At 67.5% G+C, this 18,718-nt stretch carries 18 protein-coding genes, 1 tRNA gene and 2 pseudogenes; 16 read left to right on the top strand and 5 right to left on the bottom strand.

Translation table 11 applies throughout. From position 1 onward, the window contains the following. Positions 1-55 precede the first annotated feature (55 nt). From IT882_RS13940 to IT882_RS13925, 4 genes are all read left to right on the top strand, one after another. Positions 56-1,018 carry an aldose 1-epimerase family protein gene (locus tag IT882_RS13940; RefSeq protein ID WP_195692339.1) on the top strand — a complete coding sequence of 321 codons (963 nt, stop codon included), beginning with the start codon at positions 56-58 and terminating at the stop codon, positions 1,016-1,018. 44 nt (positions 1,019-1,062) lie between these two features. Beyond that, positions 1,063-1,440 (top strand): DUF5684 domain-containing protein, encoded by a 378-nt coding sequence (locus IT882_RS13935; RefSeq protein ID WP_195692338.1) that lies wholly within the window; start codon positions 1,063-1,065, stop codon positions 1,438-1,440. Between the two features lie 66 nt (positions 1,441-1,506). Then, positions 1,507-2,127 carry an asparagine synthase gene (locus tag IT882_RS13930; protein WP_195692337.1) on the top strand — a complete coding sequence of 207 codons (621 nt, stop codon included), beginning with the start codon at positions 1,507-1,509 and terminating at the stop codon, positions 2,125-2,127. 88 nt (positions 2,128-2,215) lie between these two features. Beyond that, positions 2,216-2,288, top strand: a tRNA-Arg gene (locus tag IT882_RS13925). Between the two features lie 76 nt (positions 2,289-2,364). Here IT882_RS13925 and IT882_RS13920 read toward each other — a convergent pair. Both IT882_RS13920 and IT882_RS13915 read right to left on the bottom strand, forming a co-directional pair. Then, positions 2,365-3,207 (bottom strand): siderophore-interacting protein, encoded by an 843-nt coding sequence (locus tag IT882_RS13920; RefSeq protein WP_229382145.1) that lies wholly within the window; start codon positions 3,205-3,207, stop codon positions 2,365-2,367. A 149-nt stretch (positions 3,208-3,356) separates the two neighbouring features. Beyond that, positions 3,357-4,168 (bottom strand): annotated as a pseudogene (locus tag IT882_RS13915) (formylglycine-generating enzyme family protein). 294 nt (positions 4,169-4,462) lie between these two features. Between IT882_RS13915 and IT882_RS13910 the strand changes: the two are divergent. From IT882_RS13910 to IT882_RS13895, 4 genes are all read left to right on the top strand, one after another. After that, positions 4,463-5,641, top strand: a complete 1,179-nt coding sequence (locus IT882_RS13910) for a CaiB/BaiF CoA transferase family protein (protein WP_195692336.1) — start codon at positions 4,463-4,465, stop codon at positions 5,639-5,641. Beyond that, positions 5,628-6,803: an acyl-CoA dehydrogenase family protein gene (locus IT882_RS13905; RefSeq protein ID WP_195692335.1), complete on the top strand. Its 1,176-nt coding sequence runs from the start codon at positions 5,628-5,630 to the stop codon at positions 6,801-6,803. Before IT882_RS13910 ends, IT882_RS13905 begins: the two co-directional genes overlap by 14 nt. Positions 6,804-6,970: 167 nt before the next feature. Beyond that, positions 6,971-7,432 (top strand): Hsp20/alpha crystallin family protein, encoded by a 462-nt coding sequence (locus IT882_RS13900; protein ID WP_195692334.1) that lies wholly within the window; start codon positions 6,971-6,973, stop codon positions 7,430-7,432. Positions 7,433-7,694: 262 nt separating this feature from the next. Continuing rightward, on the top strand, positions 7,695-8,720 hold the full coding sequence (locus IT882_RS13895; protein WP_195692333.1) for a DUF2804 domain-containing protein: 1,026 nt from the start codon (positions 7,695-7,697) through the stop codon (positions 8,718-8,720). 155 nt (positions 8,721-8,875) lie between these two features. Here IT882_RS13895 and IT882_RS13890 read toward each other — a convergent pair whose 3' ends face one another. Then, on the bottom strand, positions 8,876-9,319 hold the full coding sequence (locus IT882_RS13890; RefSeq protein WP_195692332.1) for a MarR family winged helix-turn-helix transcriptional regulator: 444 nt from the start codon (positions 9,317-9,319) through the stop codon (positions 8,876-8,878). 43 nt (positions 9,320-9,362) lie between these two features. On the opposite strand from IT882_RS13890, the gene IT882_RS17185 reads away from it, so the two are divergent. The 6 genes from IT882_RS17185 to IT882_RS13865 all read left to right on the top strand — a co-directional run bounded on the left by IT882_RS17185 (position 9,363) and on the right by IT882_RS13865 (position 14,869). After that, on the top strand, positions 9,363-10,640 hold the full coding sequence (locus IT882_RS17185; protein WP_324253893.1) for a DUF2207 domain-containing protein: 1,278 nt from the start codon (positions 9,363-9,365) through the stop codon (positions 10,638-10,640). Further along, positions 10,637-11,200, top strand: a complete 564-nt coding sequence (locus IT882_RS17180; protein ID WP_418887755.1) for a hypothetical protein — start codon at positions 10,637-10,639, stop codon at positions 11,198-11,200. The genes IT882_RS17185 and IT882_RS17180 overlap by 4 nt, the downstream gene beginning before the upstream one ends. A 58-nt stretch (positions 11,201-11,258) precedes the next feature. Further along, a complete protein-coding gene (locus IT882_RS16735) occupies positions 11,259-11,717 on the top strand; it encodes a MarR family transcriptional regulator (RefSeq protein WP_324253946.1) in 459 nt (152 codons plus the stop codon). Positions 11,718-11,779: 62 nt separating this feature from the next. Continuing rightward, positions 11,780-12,202, top strand: a complete 423-nt coding sequence (locus IT882_RS13875) for an organic hydroperoxide resistance protein (protein ID WP_195692331.1) — start codon at positions 11,780-11,782, stop codon at positions 12,200-12,202. A 171-nt stretch (positions 12,203-12,373) separates the two neighbouring features. Continuing rightward, complete coding sequence (locus tag IT882_RS13870; RefSeq protein WP_195692330.1) at positions 12,374-13,594, top strand: MFS transporter; 1,221 nt, start codon at positions 12,374-12,376, stop codon at positions 13,592-13,594. A gap of 408 nt (positions 13,595-14,002) precedes the next feature. Then, entirely contained in the window at positions 14,003-14,869 is an 867-nt protein-coding gene (locus IT882_RS13865; protein ID WP_195692329.1) for a phospholipase, read from the top strand. A gap of 231 nt (positions 14,870-15,100) precedes the next feature. Here IT882_RS13865 and IT882_RS13860 read toward each other — a convergent pair whose 3' ends face one another. Then, the gene (locus tag IT882_RS13860) at positions 15,101-15,400 is read right to left on the bottom strand and encodes a YrhK family protein (RefSeq protein WP_195692328.1); all 300 of its coding nucleotides are present in this window, start codon (positions 15,398-15,400) and stop codon (positions 15,101-15,103) included. Between the two features lie 131 nt (positions 15,401-15,531). Between IT882_RS13860 and IT882_RS13855 the strand changes: the two are divergent. Further along, positions 15,532-17,249, top strand: a pseudogene (locus tag IT882_RS13855) (long-chain-fatty-acid--CoA ligase). Here IT882_RS13855 and IT882_RS13850 read toward each other — a convergent pair. Then, positions 17,236-17,895 carry an amino acid deaminase gene (locus IT882_RS13850; RefSeq protein ID WP_229382144.1) on the bottom strand — a complete coding sequence of 220 codons (660 nt, stop codon included), beginning with the start codon at positions 17,893-17,895 and terminating at the stop codon, positions 17,236-17,238. The pseudogene IT882_RS13855 and the gene IT882_RS13850 sit on opposite strands and share 14 nt — an antisense overlap. A gap of 139 nt (positions 17,896-18,034) precedes the next feature. Here IT882_RS13850 and IT882_RS13845 point away from each other — a divergent pair, with 139 nt between their 5' ends. Beyond that, a complete protein-coding gene (locus IT882_RS13845; protein ID WP_229382143.1) occupies positions 18,035-18,625 on the top strand; it encodes a hypothetical protein in 591 nt (196 codons plus the stop codon). The last annotated feature ends 93 nt before the right edge of the window (positions 18,626-18,718 follow it).

The raw sequence follows: 18,718 nt of genomic DNA, 5'->3' as shown, positions 1-18,718 counted from the left end.
GAACGACCGCGACTCCTCGGCGGCGGTGGCACTGGAGGTCAGGCAGACTGGCGGTATGAACGATGAGTCTGCGTCCGTCATCCCTGCCTCTGGTGTGCAGCACACCATCACGGCGGGTGACTACGAAGCGACGATCGCAAGCGTGGGTGCGACGCTTCGCAGCCTGCGGTATCGCGGCCGCGACCTGGTCGTGCCGTTCGAGGCCGACATCGTGCGCCCGTTCTTTCGCGGCGCGACCCTCGCGCCCTGGCCCAATCGGATCGTTGACGGCCGCTACACGTTCCGCGGACGGCAGTACGACGTGGCCCTGACAGAACCGGGCCGAGGTCAGGCCCTGCACGGACTCGCGTCCTGGCTGGACTTCGCCCCGGTCGAGACGGCCGAGAGCTGGGTGACGCTCGGCGCCACGATCCAGCCGCAGCAGGGGTACCCCTGGCGCATCCGTGTGGAGACGACTTTCGCGCTCGGCGCGGACGGGCTGACCCAGCGGGTGAAGGCGACCAACCTGAGTCGCGATTTCGCGCCGTGGGGCACGGGACCGCATCCGTACCTTGTCGCACCCGGCGCGCTCGATGACTGGACGTTCACGCTTCCCGCCGCGCAGGTGCTCACCGTCACCCCCGATCGGCTCTCACCCGTCGGACTCCAGCCGGTCACCGCGGATGCCGAACGCTTCGACTTCCGCGAATCCCGCACCATCGGCACCGTCATGATCGACCACGCCTACACCGACCTGGTCCGCGACCGCGACGGGCTCGTGACGACGCGGGTGGCCGATGCGCAGGGTGTCGGCGCGGCGATCACCTGGGATTCGCGCTGCCCGTGGGTCCAGATTCACACGGCCGACCAGCCAGCAGGTCCGGGAGCTCCCGGTCACCGCGCGGGCTTGGCCGTGGAACCGATGACGTGTGCCCCGGATGCCTTCAACGACGACAGCTACCCGTTCGACACGGGACTCGGGGTGATCGCGCCCGGCGATTCTCACAAGGCGTCGTGGCGGATCTCCGCACTTTCCTGAGAGTTAGCTGGAAGCGCGGAGTGGTTTCGCTCTAGGCTGTGGCCATGCTTACGACCTCCATCACCGACCAGGCCAGCCTTTCGTCCGTCTGGACGTCCTCGATCATCGGCCTGGTGATCTATGTCATCGTCGTCGTCGCCCTGTGGCGCGTCTTCACGAAAGCGGGATGGCCCGGCATCCTGGCGATCATTCCGATCGTGAACATGTTCATCCTCGTGAAGGTCGCGGGGTACTCCGCATGGCTCGGTCTTCTGTATTTCGTTCCGATCGCCAACCTGATCCTCGCCATCATCGTCGCCGTCAAGGTGGGGGCGAACTTCGGGAAGGGCGGGGCCTTCTCGTTCTTCCTGCTGTTTCTCCTGCCCTTCATCGGCTACCTCATCCTCGGCTTCGGCGACGCCCGGTACGCGAAGACCGCCTGATCCTCAGGCCGCCGCGCGCGTCCCGCTCACGCCACCGCCCGATACCCTCTATCGAGGAGGTGGCGGATGGGCAGGACGGCCGATGCTGTCGCCGAGGGCGTCATCATCGCTATCGCCGCGGCACGTCTGAGCATCCGCAACCGGATCCTCGTCGACGCGATCCGCAACGACAGCGCCTTCTCGTTCGATGCCTTGAAGCCGTTTGCGCGGCAGACGCTCGAAGCGCTCGCCGACGAACAGTCGGCTGCGGCCGACCGCGCCCGAGCCGATTGGCGTCGGGCGTGGGGAAAGCAGTCCGACCCGAGTGGCACCCACGACTACCGGGGCCGTGACTCACGGAATCTGCGCCGCCGAGCGCGCCAGTACACCGGAGTCGCGAAAGAACTCCGCGAGCGCGCAACCGACGAGGCAGGTCTCGAGCACCTGATCGAGCAGGCGCGCGATGCCGCGTGGGGTGATGTCGAGGCGAACCTCGAACGGCGCCTCATCGTCGAGGGGATGCGACCCGACCTCGACCCCGACTACGCGACGATGCGCGGGGCGCGAATGCAGTCGATCCGCCTGATCGACCTTCCGCGGCTTGCTTCGCACCAGCGGCGACTGAGCACGCCAGCGGCGACGGCGCAGATCGTCGATGTCGACGAGGTGAGCCGCTCGTCGGACGGCGAGAACCCCACCGATACGTGAGCCGCTCCGAGGTGCGCGACGATTCGCTGTCTCGGGTGTTCGTGGGGTAATCTGGACGCTGGTTTGCTCGCGGAAACGCGCTGACCATGCGCCTGTAGCTCAATGGATAGAGCATCTGACTACGGATCAGAAGGTTGGGGGTTCGAGTCCCTCCAGGCGCACACTGTGTTGAGACAGTAACGAAAGTCCCCGGGCCATCAGGCTCGGGGACTTTCGTGTTTCGTGTTCCGGTGTCTTCTACCCGGGGCTGGCTTTCCCGTGTCGCCAGTACCCCTGGAAAGTGACGTCTGCTTTCGGTACGCCGAGCTCGTTGACCAGAAAGCGTCGAGCCCCCGTGGCGAGGCCGCTCTCGCCGGCCACGTAAGAATACGAGGGGTTCGTGGCGGGGAGGCTCGCGGTGGTGATCGTCCGCAGCGCGAGCTGCCCGGGGATCGCCTCGTTGTCTTCTCGCGGCAGCCAGTGAATGCTGACACCCTCGGGGCGGGGAACCTCGCGGACATCCTCCGCGTGCGGCACCTCGAGGAACACCCGCGCGCGCAGATCAGCCGGGGCCCGATCGATGATGGCGAGAATAGCGGGCAGCGCGCTCTCATCGCCGACGAGTAGCTGCCACCCCTCCGAGGACGGCGGCTGGTAGGTGATCCCTTCGTCGAGGATGCCGACCGGTTCACCCGGTTTCACACGGGATGCCCACCCGGATGCGGGGGAGGAGTCCCCGTGCGCGACGAATTCGATGTCGAGTTCGTGCAGGTCGGGACGGAAGGCGCGGGCGGTGTAGAGGCGCACATGGGGTCTGGTCTGAGCGGACATCATGAACCACTGAGCCATCCAGCCGTCATTCGACCAGGTCGGGAGGCGCAGCGAGTCCTGACCGGGCCGACGGAAGAAGAACCGGAACATCTGGTCCCAGCCGATGTAGTCGTAGGCCTCGAAGTCCGGACTGCCGATCGTGACGCCGATCATCGTCGGGCTGATGCGCGTGACACGACGGACCTCCGCGGCGATCAGCTGCCTGTGCCTCGGAGCCCGACGGGATGGTGGCTTGCGGCGCTCGCGGTTCGAGGTCGACACCTCGCTCACAGGTCGGCCTCCGTCGGAGTGGCGTCACTGGCCATCGGCATCCTCCTTGGCTGTCGCGAGCGTCCGCTCGGCACGCCCGATCGGCTTGGTAAGGCAAGGATAACCTAAGTCACATGCGGAGGAGAGGGACGGCTTCCCTCGACGCCCGGTCAGAGTCCGACGGTACGGAAGCCCGCATTGCCCATTGAGGAGTCCGGAGTGTTCTGCGACCGCGCCGCGTTGCGGTAGCGATTGCAGTACGAGATATGGCAGAGGTAGCTCCCCCGCGCAGGATGCGGGAGCTACCGCGATCGGGGCCCTGAGGGTCGGCATCCGTCGAGCGGGCGTAGTACCCGGGATCGAACCAGTCCGCGCACCACTCCCACACGTTGCCGACGGGCTGCCAGAGCCCGTAGCCGTTCGGTTCGAAGGTGCGCACGGGTGCGGTGGTGAGAAAGCCGTCCTCGAGGGTGTTGATGCCTGGAAACTCGCCCTGCCAGATGTTGATGCGCCAGGCGCCGTCGGCATCCGGTTCGTCGTCTCCCCACGGATATTTCTTGCTGTCGAGTCCGCCGCGGGCCGCGTACTCCCACTCGGCCTCGGTCGGCAGTCGCCGCCCCGCCCACGCGCAGTAGGCCATCGCGTCGTTCCAGGAGACGTGGACCACGGGGTGATCACCCAGCGCGTCGATCGTCGAGTTCCTGCCTCCCGGATGCCGCCAGTCGGCGCCGCGGACCCCGAACCACCACGGTGTTGCGTCGGGCTGTCCCATGATGTCGCTTTCGGGCGCCTCGAGCGCCAGATGGAAGACAGCCGAGAATCCGAAGGTCTCGGCTTCGGTGAGGTAGCCGGTCTCGTCGACGAAGCGGGCGAAGTCATCGTTGGTGACGCTCGTCGTATCGATCTCGAACGCGCTGATCGACACCTCGTGTTGCGGGGTCTCGCCGTCGCCCCGATTGGCGTCGCTCGACGAGTCGCCCATCGTGAAGGTGCCGGCGGGAATGGCCGCCTGGGCGATCCGGTGACGGCCCGCAGCAGGGGCGGCGTGCGGCGTAGGCAGCTGCGTCTGGCCCAGCGAGAGAAACTGTGACCTCCCGGGTGCTCCGCAGGTGCAGTGCGAGCCGCATCCCGCCGAAGGTTCAGACGCTGCCTGCGTGTCATCCACGGGTCCAGGCTACTGCCGGCCTCGCCAGATCCCCGGTGCAATCCGGTACCTCAGAGCCTGCGTCCCGCTCGCTAGGGTTGAGGCATCCTCAGTGCGGAGAGCGAGAGCCGGATGCATGACCCGATGCCTCTGGACGGCGTGATCGTCGCCGACTTCAGTCGTGTGCTCGCCGGCCCCCTGGCGGCGTCGACACTTGCCGATCTCGGCGCCGATGTCATCAAGGTCGAGCGAGCGGGTTTGGGCGACGACACTCGCCGGTGGGGACCGCCCTGGACCGAGAACTCGACCTCGTATTTCGAGTCGGCCAATCGCGGGAAGCGATCGGTCGCTTTCGATCTCGACGACCCTGCCGACCTTCGTCGGGCGCAACAGCTCGCGGCGCGCGCGGACGTCCTGATCGAGAACTTCCTCCCCGGCACCCTCACCCGCTTCGGGCTGGACTATGAGAGTCTGCAGCCCGCGAACCCCGGGCTGATCTACGCCTCCGTCACCGGCTTCGGCGGGGGCCCAGGAGCGCGCCTGCCGGGCTACGACTTTCTCATCCAGGCTCAAGGCGGCCTCATGGACATCACTGGTCCGGTGGGTGAGCCCGCCAAGGTCGGCGTCGCGATCGTCGATGTCCTCGCCGCCAAAGACCTCGCAACCGCCGTGCTCGCCGCTCTCTACGAGCGCGGCCGCAGTGGCAGGGGTCAGCGGGTCGAGATCGCGCTTCTCACGAGCCTGCAGGCGGCACTGGTCAATCAGGCGTCTGCTCTGCACGCGACCGGCAGTACTCCGCGGTCGCTGGGCAATCGGCATCCGTCGATCGCGCCGTACGAGACGGTGAAGACCGGGGAGGGTGCGCTCGCGCTCGCCGTGGGAAACGACGCGCAGTTCGCGCGGCTGTGCGCGGTGCTCGGGGCGCCAGGGCTCAGTGCGGATCCCCGGTTCGCAACGAACGGACAGCGGGTCGCGCACCGCGATGCGCTCATCGACGAGCTGGAGCGGCGTCTTCAGGCGGACTCTGCATCCGCGTGGGCCGATCGCCTCATGGATGCCGGAGTGCCGGCCGGGACGATCGGCACCGTGGCTGACGGCTTTGCGCTCGCCGAGCGTCTCGGGCTTTCGCCGGTGGTGGAGGTCGACGGTGGCACGGCGCAGACGAGATCGCCTCTGCGGTTGTCGCGGACCCCGATCACCGAGTACCGGCGTCCACCACACCTCGATGAGCACGGCGAGGAGATCCGCCGCTGGCTCGACGCCGACATCGCCGCCGGCGACCCTGAAGGAGAGACCCATGGCATCCCTTGACGCCCTCATTGATATCGCCGATGTCGATGCGCTGCTGACCGATGACGAGCGCGCGACCCGCGACGCCGTGCGCGACCTCGTGGAACGGCGGGTGACGCCCTACGTCGCCGACTGGTTCGAGCGCGGTGAGATCGATGATCTCCGCGGCCTCGCGAAGGATCTCGGACAGCTCGGCGTGTTGGGTATGCACCTGGAGGGATACGGGTGTGCCGGCATGTCGGCGACCGAGTACGGTCTCGCGTGTCTCGAACTCGAAGCCGCCGACTCCGGCATCCGCTCGCTCGTCTCGGTGCAGGGGTCGCTGGCGATGTTCGCGATCTGGCGGTGGGGGAGCGAGGAGCAGAAGACTCGCTGGCTCCCGGGGATGGCGGCGGGAGAGCTCATCGGATGCTTCGGGCTGACCGAACCGGATGCCGGATCAGACCCCGCGAGCATGCGCACCCGCGCGCGCCGCGACGGCACCGACTGGATCCTCGAGGGTCGCAAGATGTGGATCACGAACGGATCGGTCGCGGACGTGGCGATCGTGTGGGCCCAGACTGATGACGGCATCCGAGGCTTCGTCGTACCGACGGATACCCCCGGATTCTCGGCGCCACAGATCCATCACAAGCTGTCCCTGCGCGCGTCCGTCACCTCTGAGCTCGTCCTCGATGGTGTGCGCCTACCGGCGGACGCTGTCCTCCCCGAGGTCGTCGGTCTCAAGGGTCCGCTCAGCTGCCTGAACGAGGCGCGCTACGGGATCGTGTGGGGAGCGCTCGGCGCGGCGCGGTCGGCGCTGACGGCGGCGCTTGCCTACGCCCGCGAGCGCACACAGTTCGGGCGTCCGATCGGCGGCTTCCAGCTCACGCAGCAGAAGCTCGTCGACAGCATGCTGGAGTATGAAAAGGGACTTCTGCTCGCGGTGCACCTGGGGCGACGGAAGGATGCCGGCATCCTCACGCCCGATCAGGTGAGCCTCGGAAAGCTCAACAACGTGCGCGAGGCTCTGGAGATCTGCCGCACCGCGCGCACCGTGCTCGGCGCCAACGGCATCTCGCTGGAGTACCCCGTCATCCGGCACGCCGCGAACCTGGAGTCGGTGCTCACCTACGAGGGAACCGTCGAGATGCACACGCTCGTCCTCGGGCAGGCTCTGACCGGAATCTCGGCGTTCCGCTGAGGGCACCGGAACTCGATCGCTGTTCGCTGACAGCGAGGCTTTCGCGCGCCCACTGAGCTGGCACTCGATGGGGGAGAGTGCTAATCTGAACCTAGTTGAGTCAGAGTGACTCAACTTTCAGAACTCGGTCGGATGCGGCATCCGACCCCGCTCGCAAAGGAGACGAGATGGCAACCTATGACCCGCTCCGCGACATGGAGCGATTCGCGAACGCACTCTTCGACGGCAACCGGCGTGGACCGCGCCAGATGCCGATGGACCTCTACCGGGACGGCAACCACTACGTGGTCTCCGCTGACCTGCCTGGCATCGACCCGGGCTCGGTCGACGTGGATGTCGACGGCCAGTTGCTGACCATCCGCGCCGAGCGCACCCTGCGGTCGCAGGACGGCGTCAAGTGGATCACCCGTGAGCGCGAGGCCGGCAGCTTCCTGCGCCAGTTGAGCCTCGGACAGGGCATCGACACCGACGGCATTGCTGCGAGCTACGCGAACGGCGTGCTGACGGTGACGATTCCGGTGAGCCCAAAGGCTCAGCCCCGCAAGATCGAGATCGCGACCGACTCAGCCTCGACGATCCGCGTCGACGAGGCATCCACCGAGGTCCAGGAGGCCGGCGCCAGCGCCTGACCTTCCTTCGTGCAACGGCCCCGACTCTTTCCGAGTCGGGGGCCGTTCTGTTCGCCACCGACCGGCTCCCGCACCCGTCACCGCCCCGCTGCTGGGCCGATCGCAGGATCAACGCCACTCTGGGCCCCGGCAGCTGCGTCCCGGGCTGGTTCAGCCTGCAATCGGTACGGCATGCGCGGGCGCGTCCTGGATCTAGGCTGAGGGTGCTGTGCCGGCGGCTGCCGGCTCGCAGTGCTCCCCATCACGCCGAGGTGCCGTGTCGATGCAGACCAGATTCCCCCAACAAGGCGACGGTGACGAGCTCACCGCTCCCGTGTCCTTGACGCTCCCGGGCGGCCGGCTCAATCCCGCCGCGATCGGATGGGCGCGCCAGCCGCTCGTGGATACGGCAGGCATCGGAGGTCGCGGGTCGTGGGGGCGCAACAAGCGCTGGGAATACTGGAACGTGATGACCCCTCGCTACATCGTGGGCATCACGGTGTCGTCGTTGGACTATGCAGCCGTGCACGAGGTCTGGGTGTTCGACCGCCGCACCGAGGAACCCGTTCACGAATCAGTGACGCTCCTGCCCGCCCGGGGTGTTGTCCTCCCGCCCTCGCTCGGCGGCGGTCCGGTGTCAGCGCGCGCCAAGAACCTCGAGATCGACATCGTCGACGAGGGCGACGGTGAACGGATGCGCGTGACGATCCCGCGCGTCACGATCGACGTCGTCGCAGACATGCCCGCTCGCCATGAACGGTTGGCCGTCGTGGTGCCCTGGAGCGAGCGACGCTTTCAATACACGGTCAAGGATGTCGCGCGACCCGCTCGGGGCACGATCGTCGTCGACGGCGAAGCGTATGAGCTTCCCGACGGTGCGTCATGGGCTGTTCTCGACCACGGCCGCGGCAGGTGGCCCTACGACATCACGTGGAACTGGGGCGCGGGGTCCGGAACGAGTGGCGGCGCGGTGATCGGCATCCAGGTCGGCGGCCGCTGGACCGACGGAACCGGAGCGACCGAGAACGCCTTCTTCGTCGATGGACGGATGCACAAGATCCATGACGATCTGGTCTGGGAGTACGACCAGTCGAACTTCCTGCTCCCCTGGTCAGTGCACGGCGGCGGCCTGGAGGCGCAGTTTGCGCCCTTCTACGATCGCGTGTCCCGCACGGACCTCGGGGTCATCTCGGCGCACACAGACCAGTGCTTCGGCGTCTGGTGGGGTACTTTCGTGACCTTGACAGACGAGCGGATTGCGTTCGAGGGCATCGAAGGGTGGGCTGAACACGTCCACAACCGTTGGTAGAACGCTCCCAGAATGCGACTGCCCGGGCCGATTGCAGGATGAGGTAGCCCCGGGACCCACGAGAGAGCCGACAAGCCCGGATTCATCCTGCGATCGGCACGTCTAGCCCGGCAGACGAAACGGAATCGGATTGCGGCGCAGTCCGGATGCGCGCGTCAGCAGTCTGACGCGCGTGGCCCGCGAAGCTTCGCGGTGAGGGTGCGAAGCTGTTCGAGCTCGCTGTCGCTGAGCGTCGACATCCGCTCCGCGATCGAGCGGCCGTGGGTTGCCGCGACCTTGCGGAAGAGGCTCGCGCCCTGGTCCGTCGCGGAAACGATCGCGCCCCGACCGTCGTCGGGGTCTGAGCACTTCGTCAACAGTCCCGAGGCGACCATGCGATCGACGAGGCGAGAAACGCTCGGCTGGCTGATCAGCATGTTGGCGGTGACATCGCGCAGGCGAGCAGACATTCCCGGCGCGCGGGTGACGGTGAGTAGAACGTCGTACTCGGCTTGCGTGAGCTCGCCGACGACGAAGTCGCCGCTGATCTCGTTGAGGACCTCGTGCTGCGCGCGGAACAGGCTCTCCCAGGCATCGATCGCCAGTCGCCGGTCCGTCATGCACACCAGAGTACGACCACACCGGCGCCCCTAGGCTGATCTCATGGCAGCCCGGATTCTGGTGCGGCGGACCGTGGGCACTGTCGCGGCCGTCACTGTAGCCCTTCTCGCGCTCGCCGCCTGCTCGGTGAGCTTCTCGTTCGGCGACACGGCGGCCGCGGTATCGACCGACGTCAACGACTTCGTCTTCGAGAGCATGGATGCCGACTACACGCTCGGCCGCGCAGATGACGGAACCAGCACGATGACCGTCGTCGAGACATTCGTCGCGGTCTTCCCGGAGTACGACCAGAACCGGGGGATGCGACGCATCCTGCCCGACACGTACCTGGGCGCACCGCTGCATCCGCAGCTCGTGTCGATCACCGACGCGGCCGGAAACCCGCGGCCCGCGGAGGTCGAGAGCGAGGACGGCGTCTACGCCATGACCTCACGCGCGGACGATTACGTCCACGGCGCACAGACGTACGTCTTCACCTACACCCTCGAGAACGTCACGCGCTTCTTCGACGACACCGGGGTGGACGAACTGTACTGGGACGTCAACGGCGTCGACTGGACCCAACCCTTCGGATCGGTCTCGGTGACCCTGCACGTGCCGGCAGAGCTCGCCCCCGCGCTCACGGGGGCGGAGGCCTGCTACGTCGGCGAGGGCGGCGCCGCCGACCAGTGCCCGATCGCCTCGACGACGGATGCCGACGGTGGTGTGACGGTGCGGGCATCTGCCACCGATCTGCAGCCGTATGAAACGGTCACGATTGCCGTCGCGTTCCGCGCCGGCACCTTCACGACCTTCGACAGCTCGTACTTTGCCTCCCCCTTCGGCTGGCTCCAGCTGCTCGCGTTTCTCGGTGTGATCGGTTCCCTCGTCTGGGCGATCGTCTTCCGGGTCAGGATGCTGCGCGACGAGCCGGGCCGGCCCACGATCATCGCCGAATACACCCCGCCGCCGCACATCGACGCGCTCGAGAGCGCCGTGCTGCTGGGGAAGACGACCAAGGCGATCCCGGCCGAGGTGCTCGAGCAGGCCGTCGTCGGCAGCATCCGGATCGAGGAAGCCGGCCGCAAGCTCTTCGGTGGCCTGAAGCTCAAGGCTGTGCTTCTTGATCCTTCGCGCGCGGACGGGGACGGCCTGTTGCTGCTGCAGGGCCTGTTCCCGCAGATGGCGCGCGGGAGGAATACGAGTTCGGGTCGAACGATACGCGGCTGTCGACAGCTGCCCGCCGCATCATCAAGGCAGCTGAGCGGGAACTTGACAGCCGAGGACTTCGGCGCGCGGTCCCCGGCGGCGCGCGGTTCTGGCCAACGTTCGCGTCGATGATCTTCGGCATCCTGACGATCGCGTTCGGGGTCCTGGCGCTGGTCGCGTTCGTCGACGCGGCCATTGCGGTCCTCCTGATGATCCCTGCGTTCGTCATGATCTTCGTGGTCGCGGGTCTGGTTTCTCGCAAGCCGCTGACCGCAGCGGGTGCGGAGACCCGCGATCACCTCAAGGGCCTGCAGGAGTTCATCGAGTGGGCCGAGGCCGACCGGATCCGGATGCTGCAGTCACCGCAGGGCGCCGAGCGGATCGCTGTGGACGACAGCGGCACACGCGTGGATCCTGCCAACCCGCGCCAGATGCTGCGCATCTACGAGACGCTGCTGCCGTACGCCGTTGTCTTCGGCCAGGAGGAGGAATGGGCTGAACACCTCGCCGTGCTCTACGACCAGACCGGCGTCCCCGGGTGGTACGTCGGGACGGCGGGGTTCAACGCAGCCGCGTTCTCCTCGGGGATCTCCACGCTCTCAACGACCACGACCGCGTCCACGTCGGGTGGTTCCAGCGGGGGCGGCAGCGCCGGCGGTGGCGGCGGCGGAGGAGGCGGTGGCGGGGTCTAACCCGCCGCATCCGTATTCGGTTGTGCACAATTTAATTGTGTGCAATGCTTCTGAAGTGATGACCGGCGAGAAGAGCTCAGAACGCGCGCTCGACAGGATGCTGTGCTTCTCGCTCTACGCAGCGAGCCGGGCGACGACGCAGGCCTATCGACGTGTTCTCAAGCCGTGGGGGCTGACCTACCCGCAGTACCTGGTGCTGATCGAGCTGTGGGAGAGCCAGCCGCGGACCGTCAGTGAACTCGGCGACGACCTCATGCTCGACTCGGGCACCCTGTCACCGCTGCTCGGACGCCTCGAGTCCCTCGGCTACCTTTCTCGCTCCCGGTCGGTGGCGGATGCCCGTGTCGTGACGATCCACCTCACCGACAGCGGCCGCGATCTCCAGGCCGAGCTCGCCCACATTCCGGGTGAGATCGCGCGATGCATGGCGATCCCGCCTGCCGGAGCTGCGGCGCTGATCGCTGAGCTTCGCGACTACACCGCAGGCCTTCAGGCCAGCACCCCGGCACACGACTGACGCGTCGCGCGGCCCGTGCGCGCCGATCACCCGCAACAGACCCCAACAGAAGGAGACCCCTCATGGATATCGTCTACACCGCCGAGGCCCTCGCAACCGGAGACGGTCGCAACGGTCATGTCGCGACGATCGACGGCCTGCTGGATGCTGACGTGCGGGTGCCGAAAGAGATGGGCGGATCTGGGGACGCACTGAACCCGGAGCTGTTGTTCGCTGCCGGCTACGCGGCCTGCTTCCACAGCGCCCTGCTGAGCGTCGCGCGCCGCGAAAAGGTCCAGCTGCACGACACGAGTGTGGGTGCGCGGGTCGGTATCGGCTCAAACGGGCAGGGCGGATTCGGCCTTGCTGTCGAGCTCGAGGTCGTCATCCCCGATGTGCCGGCCGAGCAGGCGCAGGCGCTCGCAGACGCCGCCCACCAGGTGTGCCCGTATTCGAACGCCACCCGAGGCAACATCGAGGTCACGGTGCGCGTCGTCGAGGACTGAATTTCTCGGAACACCAGACGGGCCGGTCGGAGAGGCTTCCGACCGGCCCGTCACCGTTGGTGCGGCTCACTGAGCGTCATCGCCCGCTGATAGAGTCCGTGCCACAACAGTTCATCAGCGGGCGGGCGACGCCATCCGGGTCGGGGGATGCGTCGGAAAGTGACTCCGTCAGTGACTGATCCGTCGTCGGGGCGTTCCGCCCTCGCCGCCTACCGTGCTCTGCCCTCTCTCGCGGGCTGGGGTTACCTCATTGCGACATCGTTGGGGCGCCTCCCGGTCTCGATGGTGCCGCTCGCCATCCTGACCCTCGCTACCTCGGCCACGGGCTCCATCGCCGTCGGCGGAATCGCGGCCGCCGCGACGGCGCTCGGCGAGGCGATCGGGGCGCCCGTCGGCGGTGCGCTCTCTGATCGATGGGGTCAGCGCCGCGTGCTCATGATCGGCGTCGTGACAAATGTCGCATTCGCCGTGGCGTTCGTTCTTGCTATCGGGCACGTGCCCGACGGGGTCGCTGTCGTGCTCGCCGGTGTCACGGGCCTCTCCCTGCCGCAGGTCGGGCCTCTCTCGCGAGTCCGGTGGCTGGCGATGTCGCGCGAAGACGTCTCGGCGGCCTTTGCTTTTGAGGGTGTCGTCGACGAGGTCGTCTACATCATCGGTCCGGCGCTGGTCGGCATCGTTGCTGTCGTGTTCTCCCCGCAGATCTCGCTCCTGGCGGCCGCCGCGCTGATCGCCGTGTTCGTGACGCAGTTCGCCCTCCACCGCAGCGCAGCACTGGTATCGCGCCGGGATGAGAAGTCGGATGCCGACGTCGTCGGAGCCGCCGATAGCGGACGTGGTCGCTCGGCAATGGCGGCTCTCGTTCTGGCGGGCATGCTCGCGATGGGAGTGTTCTTCGGCGCGAGCCAGGCGGGGCTCACGGCGTTCGCGCGCGCGGAGGGTGTGCCGGATGCGGGTGCGCTGTTCTATGCGGTCATGGCTGTCGGGTCAGCGGTCACGACCATGGCGATGGTCGCGCTCCCGCCCTCCATCGGACCGTGGATGCGATGGATCGGTGCAGCCGTCGGCATGGCGCTCGGCGCCGTCGGGATGGCTCTTGCCCCGACCGTCCTCATCCTTCTGGTCTTCGCGGTCTTCGCGGGCGCCTTTCAGGGGCCCGCACTGCTCACGCTCTATGGCGTCGCAGGATCCATCGCCGAACGCGGCCGGGCGGGTGTTCTCATGACGCTCACCGGCAGCGGTGTTGTCGTGGGCGTCGGCATCGGCACCGCGGTCGGCGGCGCTGGTGCGTCGGTCGGGGGCGCCGCAGCCGCGTTCAGCCTCGTCGTTGCGGCATCCGTTTTGCTTGCCCTGCTCGGCGCTACCGCGCGGCTCGTCCGTCGCGATCGACGGTGACATCGAGGCGTCGTTCAGGCACAAGTAAGGGCCGGTCGGAGAGGCTTCCGACCGGCCCTTGTCCCTTGCACCAAGAGTGTCCTGCAATCACATGTCGGTAGCTGCCACAGCAAAACAACTACCGTGCAAGCACTCTATAACGGTGAGGTAACGGAAGGGAAGACCTCGCCGTTATCTTTTTGTGATTCATAGCTGGCGCACGGTCCGGTCAGCGTTCGTGGAGGTTTCGTTCAGGAACAGAGCCCAGACTCGGACACTTGTGTGCCGTCCCGAGGCACTTCTCTTCCGGGCCCACTGGTGCTGCCCGCTCGATTCTCCGATCAGGAAGCCACTGAATTCGTGCGTCTACGCTCATCCTCAACGAACCCTGCCTCCCGCCCCCGTACTCGGGCCCTCGCCGCAACAGCCATGGGTCTGACTCTGCTGTTGGGCGCCTCGTCGACTGCCGCGTTCGCGCAGACCCCCGCCGCCGCTCCGACGGCTCGCAGCGAAGCGCCTCCGCTTCCGGCGTCGATCCAGACCCAGGCGGCCACTGTCGAGTCCCTGACCTCGGATGCCGAGGAGGCGCTCGCAGCTGCGGCAGCGCTCGTCGCTGATGCTGATGCGCTGAACGCCGAGGTCGCGGCATCCGGACTCCCCGTCGAGGCTCCGACGGAGGTGTCGGTCTCGGCCGTGGACACGGCAACTGCCGACCTCGATGGCCTGGACCTGCTGCCGATCGTGCTGCTTCCCTCGCTGACCACGGCGGTCACGGATGCCGTCACTGCCGCTCAGGCTGACGTCGACGCGCTGCGCGAGCGGCTTGCAGCGGCTGTCGCCGCCGAGGAAGCTCGTCGCGCCGCGGAAGAGGCGGCCGCCAAGGCAGCCGCCGAAGAAGCTGCCCGCGTCGCTGCCGAAGAGGCACGGCGCGCCGCCGCAGCGGCGGCACCCGCGGTCTCGGGTCCGGTGGCCTCCACCGGCGACAACTCGCCCGGGGCCGCGCAGGCCGCGGCCCGCGACATCATGGCGTCACAGTATGGCTGGGGCGACGGGGAGTTCTCGTGCCTCGTGTCTCTGTGGAACAAGGAGTCCGGCTGGAACTACGCCGCCTACAACTCCTCCAGCGGCGCGGCAGGAATCCCGCAGGCGCTGCCGGGAAGCAAGATGGCCTCCGCCGGCGGTGACTGGGCATCCAACGCCGTCACGCAGGTGCGCTGGGGACTCGGATACATTGCGGGCCGCTACGGATCGCCGTGCAACGCGTGGGGACACTCCCAGTCCGTCGGCTGGTACTAAGTCGCGAGGGCACAAGTAAGGGCCGGTCGGAGAGGCTTCCGACCGGCCCTTGTCCCTTGCACCAAGAGTGTCCTGCAATCACATGTCGGTAGCTGCCACAGCAAAACAACTACCGTGCAAGCACTCTATAACGGTGAGGTAACGGAAGGGAAGACCTCGCCGTTATCTTTTTGTGATGAATTTTGCATCCGGGCGAGAGCGCGCGGTGGTGGGTCTGTCGCTCGGCTCGCCTCAGTAGTCTCCGCCGTGGTCGGTCCGGTCCGCGGAGTCGAAGCGCTGGAGATGAATGCGACGAGCCAGGCGGATGCTCGGACGGATGAGTAACTGCGCGCTGCCGACGATGAAGAAGCACGTCCCTACTGTCGTCGTGGACGGCCAGAGGAACAGGACGCTGCCCACGACGAACATCACGCCGATGAGGAAGTCATTGGTGATGCTCAGCGTCTCGTATCGATTGCGGATGACGAGCTCATCGTGCCCGATTCGAAGGTCGAGGTCGGAGGACTGCTGATTGGTGGAGTCGGCGGACATCGCGCCATCGTGCCAGAGGACATCCGGGCTCGCGAATCGCCGTCGCACTGGCACGATCCGGCCTGACGTATGCCCGGAGAGGCGTACGCCCCTCCGTAGACTGGCGCGCGCCGCCAATCAGGAACGAGACGATGAGCATCCCGACCCCGTCCGAACAGTCCTCGCCGCTGGCGCACCGCCCCTGGCTCTCCGCCTACGCCGAGGGTGTGCCCGCCGAGATCGATCCGGTCGAGCAGACACTCGTCGACCTGCTCTCGGCATCCGTCGCTCGCTACCGCACGGATGTGGCGCTGGAGTTCTTCGGCAGAACGACCACCTACGCCGAGCTCGGCGAGCAGGTCGAGCGCGTCGCGAACGGGCTCCGCAAGCAGGGCGTCGTCGCCGGTGACCGGGTGGCCCTCGTGCTGCCGAACTGCCCGCAGCACGTCGTGGCCTTCTACGCGATCCTGCGCCTGGGCGCCATCGTGGTCGAGCACAATCCGCTGTACACAGCGCGGGAGCTGCGCCATCAGTTCGAGGTGCACGGCGCCGTGGCGGCGATCGTCTGGGACAAGGTTGCCGACACGATCGCCGAGATGCCTGCCGATGTGCGCCCGCGCACGATCGTCTCGGTGCGGATGCCGGACGCGCTGCCTCTCGGCAAGCGGCTCGCGCTGAAGCTCCCCGTGCCCGCAGCCCGCGAGACCCGCACCGCAATGACAGCCACCCCGAAGGCGAAGAAGCTCGTGGCGTGGAAGACTCTCGTCGGCGCCCGCCGCCTGCCGAAGAAAACACCCACCCCACGGCTCGACGACACGGCGCTCCTGCAGCTGACCAGTGGCACGACCGGCACGCCCAAGGCGGCGATCCTCTCCCACCGCAATCTGCGTTCGAACGCCGCGCAGGGACGCGCCTGGGTTCCGGGTCTGAAGGAAGGCGCCGAGACCTTCTACGCGGTGCTTCCGCTCTTCCACGCATACGGCCTCACGCTGTGTCTCACGTTTGCCGTTTCGATCGGGGCGCGCATCGTGCTGTTCCCCCGGTTTGACGTGGATGCGGTCGTCACCGCCGCCAAGCACTCACCCCCGACGTTCCTTCCCGCCGTTCCGCCGGTCTACGACGCCCTCGCTCGAGCTGCAGCCCACCGGCGCATCGATCTGCGCAGCATCCGGTTTGCCATCTCGGGAGCCATGAGCCTGCCGATTCCGACCGTCACGCGGTGGGAGGATGCCAGCGACGGTCTCCTCGTCGAGGGATACGGCATGACCGAATCCTCGCCTGTTGCGCTGGGCAATCCGATCGGGCCCACCCGACGACCCGGCACGGTCGGGGTGCCCTTCCCGAGCACCGACATCCGGGTCGTCGACCCCGACAACCCGACCGTCGATCGCGCCATCGGGGAAGCGGGTGAGCTCCTCATCCGTGGACCGCAGGTGTTCCAGGGCTATTGGGATCGTCCCGACGAGACCGCCGCGGTCCTGCTTCCGGGGGCTGGCTACGCACGGGCGACATCGTGACGGTCGCGGAAGACGGCTTCGTCACCGTCATCGACCGGGTCAAAGAGCTCATCATCACGGGCGGCTTCAACGTGAGCCCGACCGAGGTCGAGCAGGTGCTCGTGCTGCACCCGGATGTCGAGGCGGCAGCCGTCGTCGGTATCCCGCGCTCGTCGGGGGGTGAGGATGTCGTGGCTGCCGTCGTGCTGCGCGAGGGCGCACACTTCGATGCAACGGGGCTCCGCGACTTCGTGCGTCCCCACCTCGCGGCCTACAAGGTCCCCAAGCGCATCGTCGAGGTGCCGGACCTCCCGCGCTCGCAGATCGGGAAGGTGCTGCGCCGCTCGGTGCGCGAGAGCCTCAGCTCGCGCTGAGATCGGCGCTCGGAGGGGCGGCGTTCCAGCGAAGGCGGGGTTCGCCACCGTCCAGATCCGCGAGGAATGCCGCTGCATCCGCGACGGGAAACAGCGTGACGATGCGCCTGCCCGTCGAGGCGGTCTCCAGCGCGTAGGCCAGCGCGGCAGGACCCTGCCGGGCGGTCAGTGCGATCTGCGACACGACGTCGCCGAGCTCTTCCGTGCGACAGAGGTGGTGCTCGAGCACCGTCGTCGCGGCTGCCGTGACCCGCTCGAGAAGGGTGCGGTTGCTCGCCCACGGGACGAAGTCGTCCGGCGGCAGGCCGCAGAGGCGCGCCAGGTCACCGGTCATCCAGCGGTCACGCTTGCGTCCGAAGGGCGTCATGACGGGGGAGAGGAGGTAGCCGTACACGTGCATCAGGCCGGCGTTTCCGACCGGCCAGCGCGCAGCCAACTTCGCCCGCTCGTTGAGCGCGCGAAACAGAGCGATGCTCACGACGGGCCGGTGAACGAGCTCATCGATCACCGAGGAGGCGCCCCATGATGCGAATCGTCCCGCGGCTGCGTCAGCATCGATGGCTTCTCCGAGCCACGCCACGCTCTCCAGCGCTGCGTGTGGATCGCGAGCGGCACGGGCGGATGCAGCATCCAACGCGTCCGGCACGCCTCCAGCGTAGACGGGTGCCTCAGCTCAGTGGGCTCCGGATTTCACGTGTTGTTTACCTGATGTGGCCGTTGCGTCCACAACCAACTGTCAGCATGGACGCAACGTCCCCGGATGAGGCGGACGGGAAAGCAGAGCAGTGACACCGACAATCGTGTTCGATTTCGACGGGACCCTCGCCCTCGGGGCCGGCCCTATCCTCGCGTATGCGCGGGCGGCCGCGCGGCGCGCGGATGACCCAGCCTTTTTCGACAGGGCCGTGGCCGCGCTCGCGGCATTCGAAGCGGGCGAGGCTGCCTACCGTGACGGCTACGATGCGGTCGGCTCGCTGGCTGTGGAAGCAGGCATCGACGCGAGTGTCCTCGATGAGTCCTATTCGGCATCGCGTGCTGTGCTCGGCTCGGCGGACGCGCCAGTTGTCGCCCCCGCTGGTCTCGCACCGTTCCTGGCCCGGGTCGGACGGCACGCGCAGATCCTGCTCGCCACGAACGCGCCGAGCGACAGCATCCTGCCGCTGCTGACCGCCTGGGACGTTGCTGACACCTTCGACGGGCTGCACTTCGCTGTCGGCAAGCCCGAGGGCCTGCGACCGATCCTTGCGCGCGCGCTCGAGGGGGACCCGTCCTCTCCGTGGGCGACATCGTCGACCTCGACCTCGTGCCCGCGATGGAACTCGGCGCCGACACGGCACTCGTCGGCGCAACCTCCGCACGCTCGAGCGCGCCCGTGACCATGCGCGGCGCGACTCTCTCCGACCTGTACTCCGATATCGAAGCCTGGGCCGCGACCGCGGCATCCAGTCCCTCCCGCACCACCCCACTCG

Source organism: Microbacterium schleiferi (genome assembly GCF_015565955.1).
In the GTDB taxonomy this organism is placed as follows: Bacteria; Actinomycetota; Actinomycetes; order Actinomycetales; family Microbacteriaceae; genus Microbacterium; species Microbacterium schleiferi_A.
This window is presented reverse-complemented; position numbering and strand designations above follow the sequence as displayed.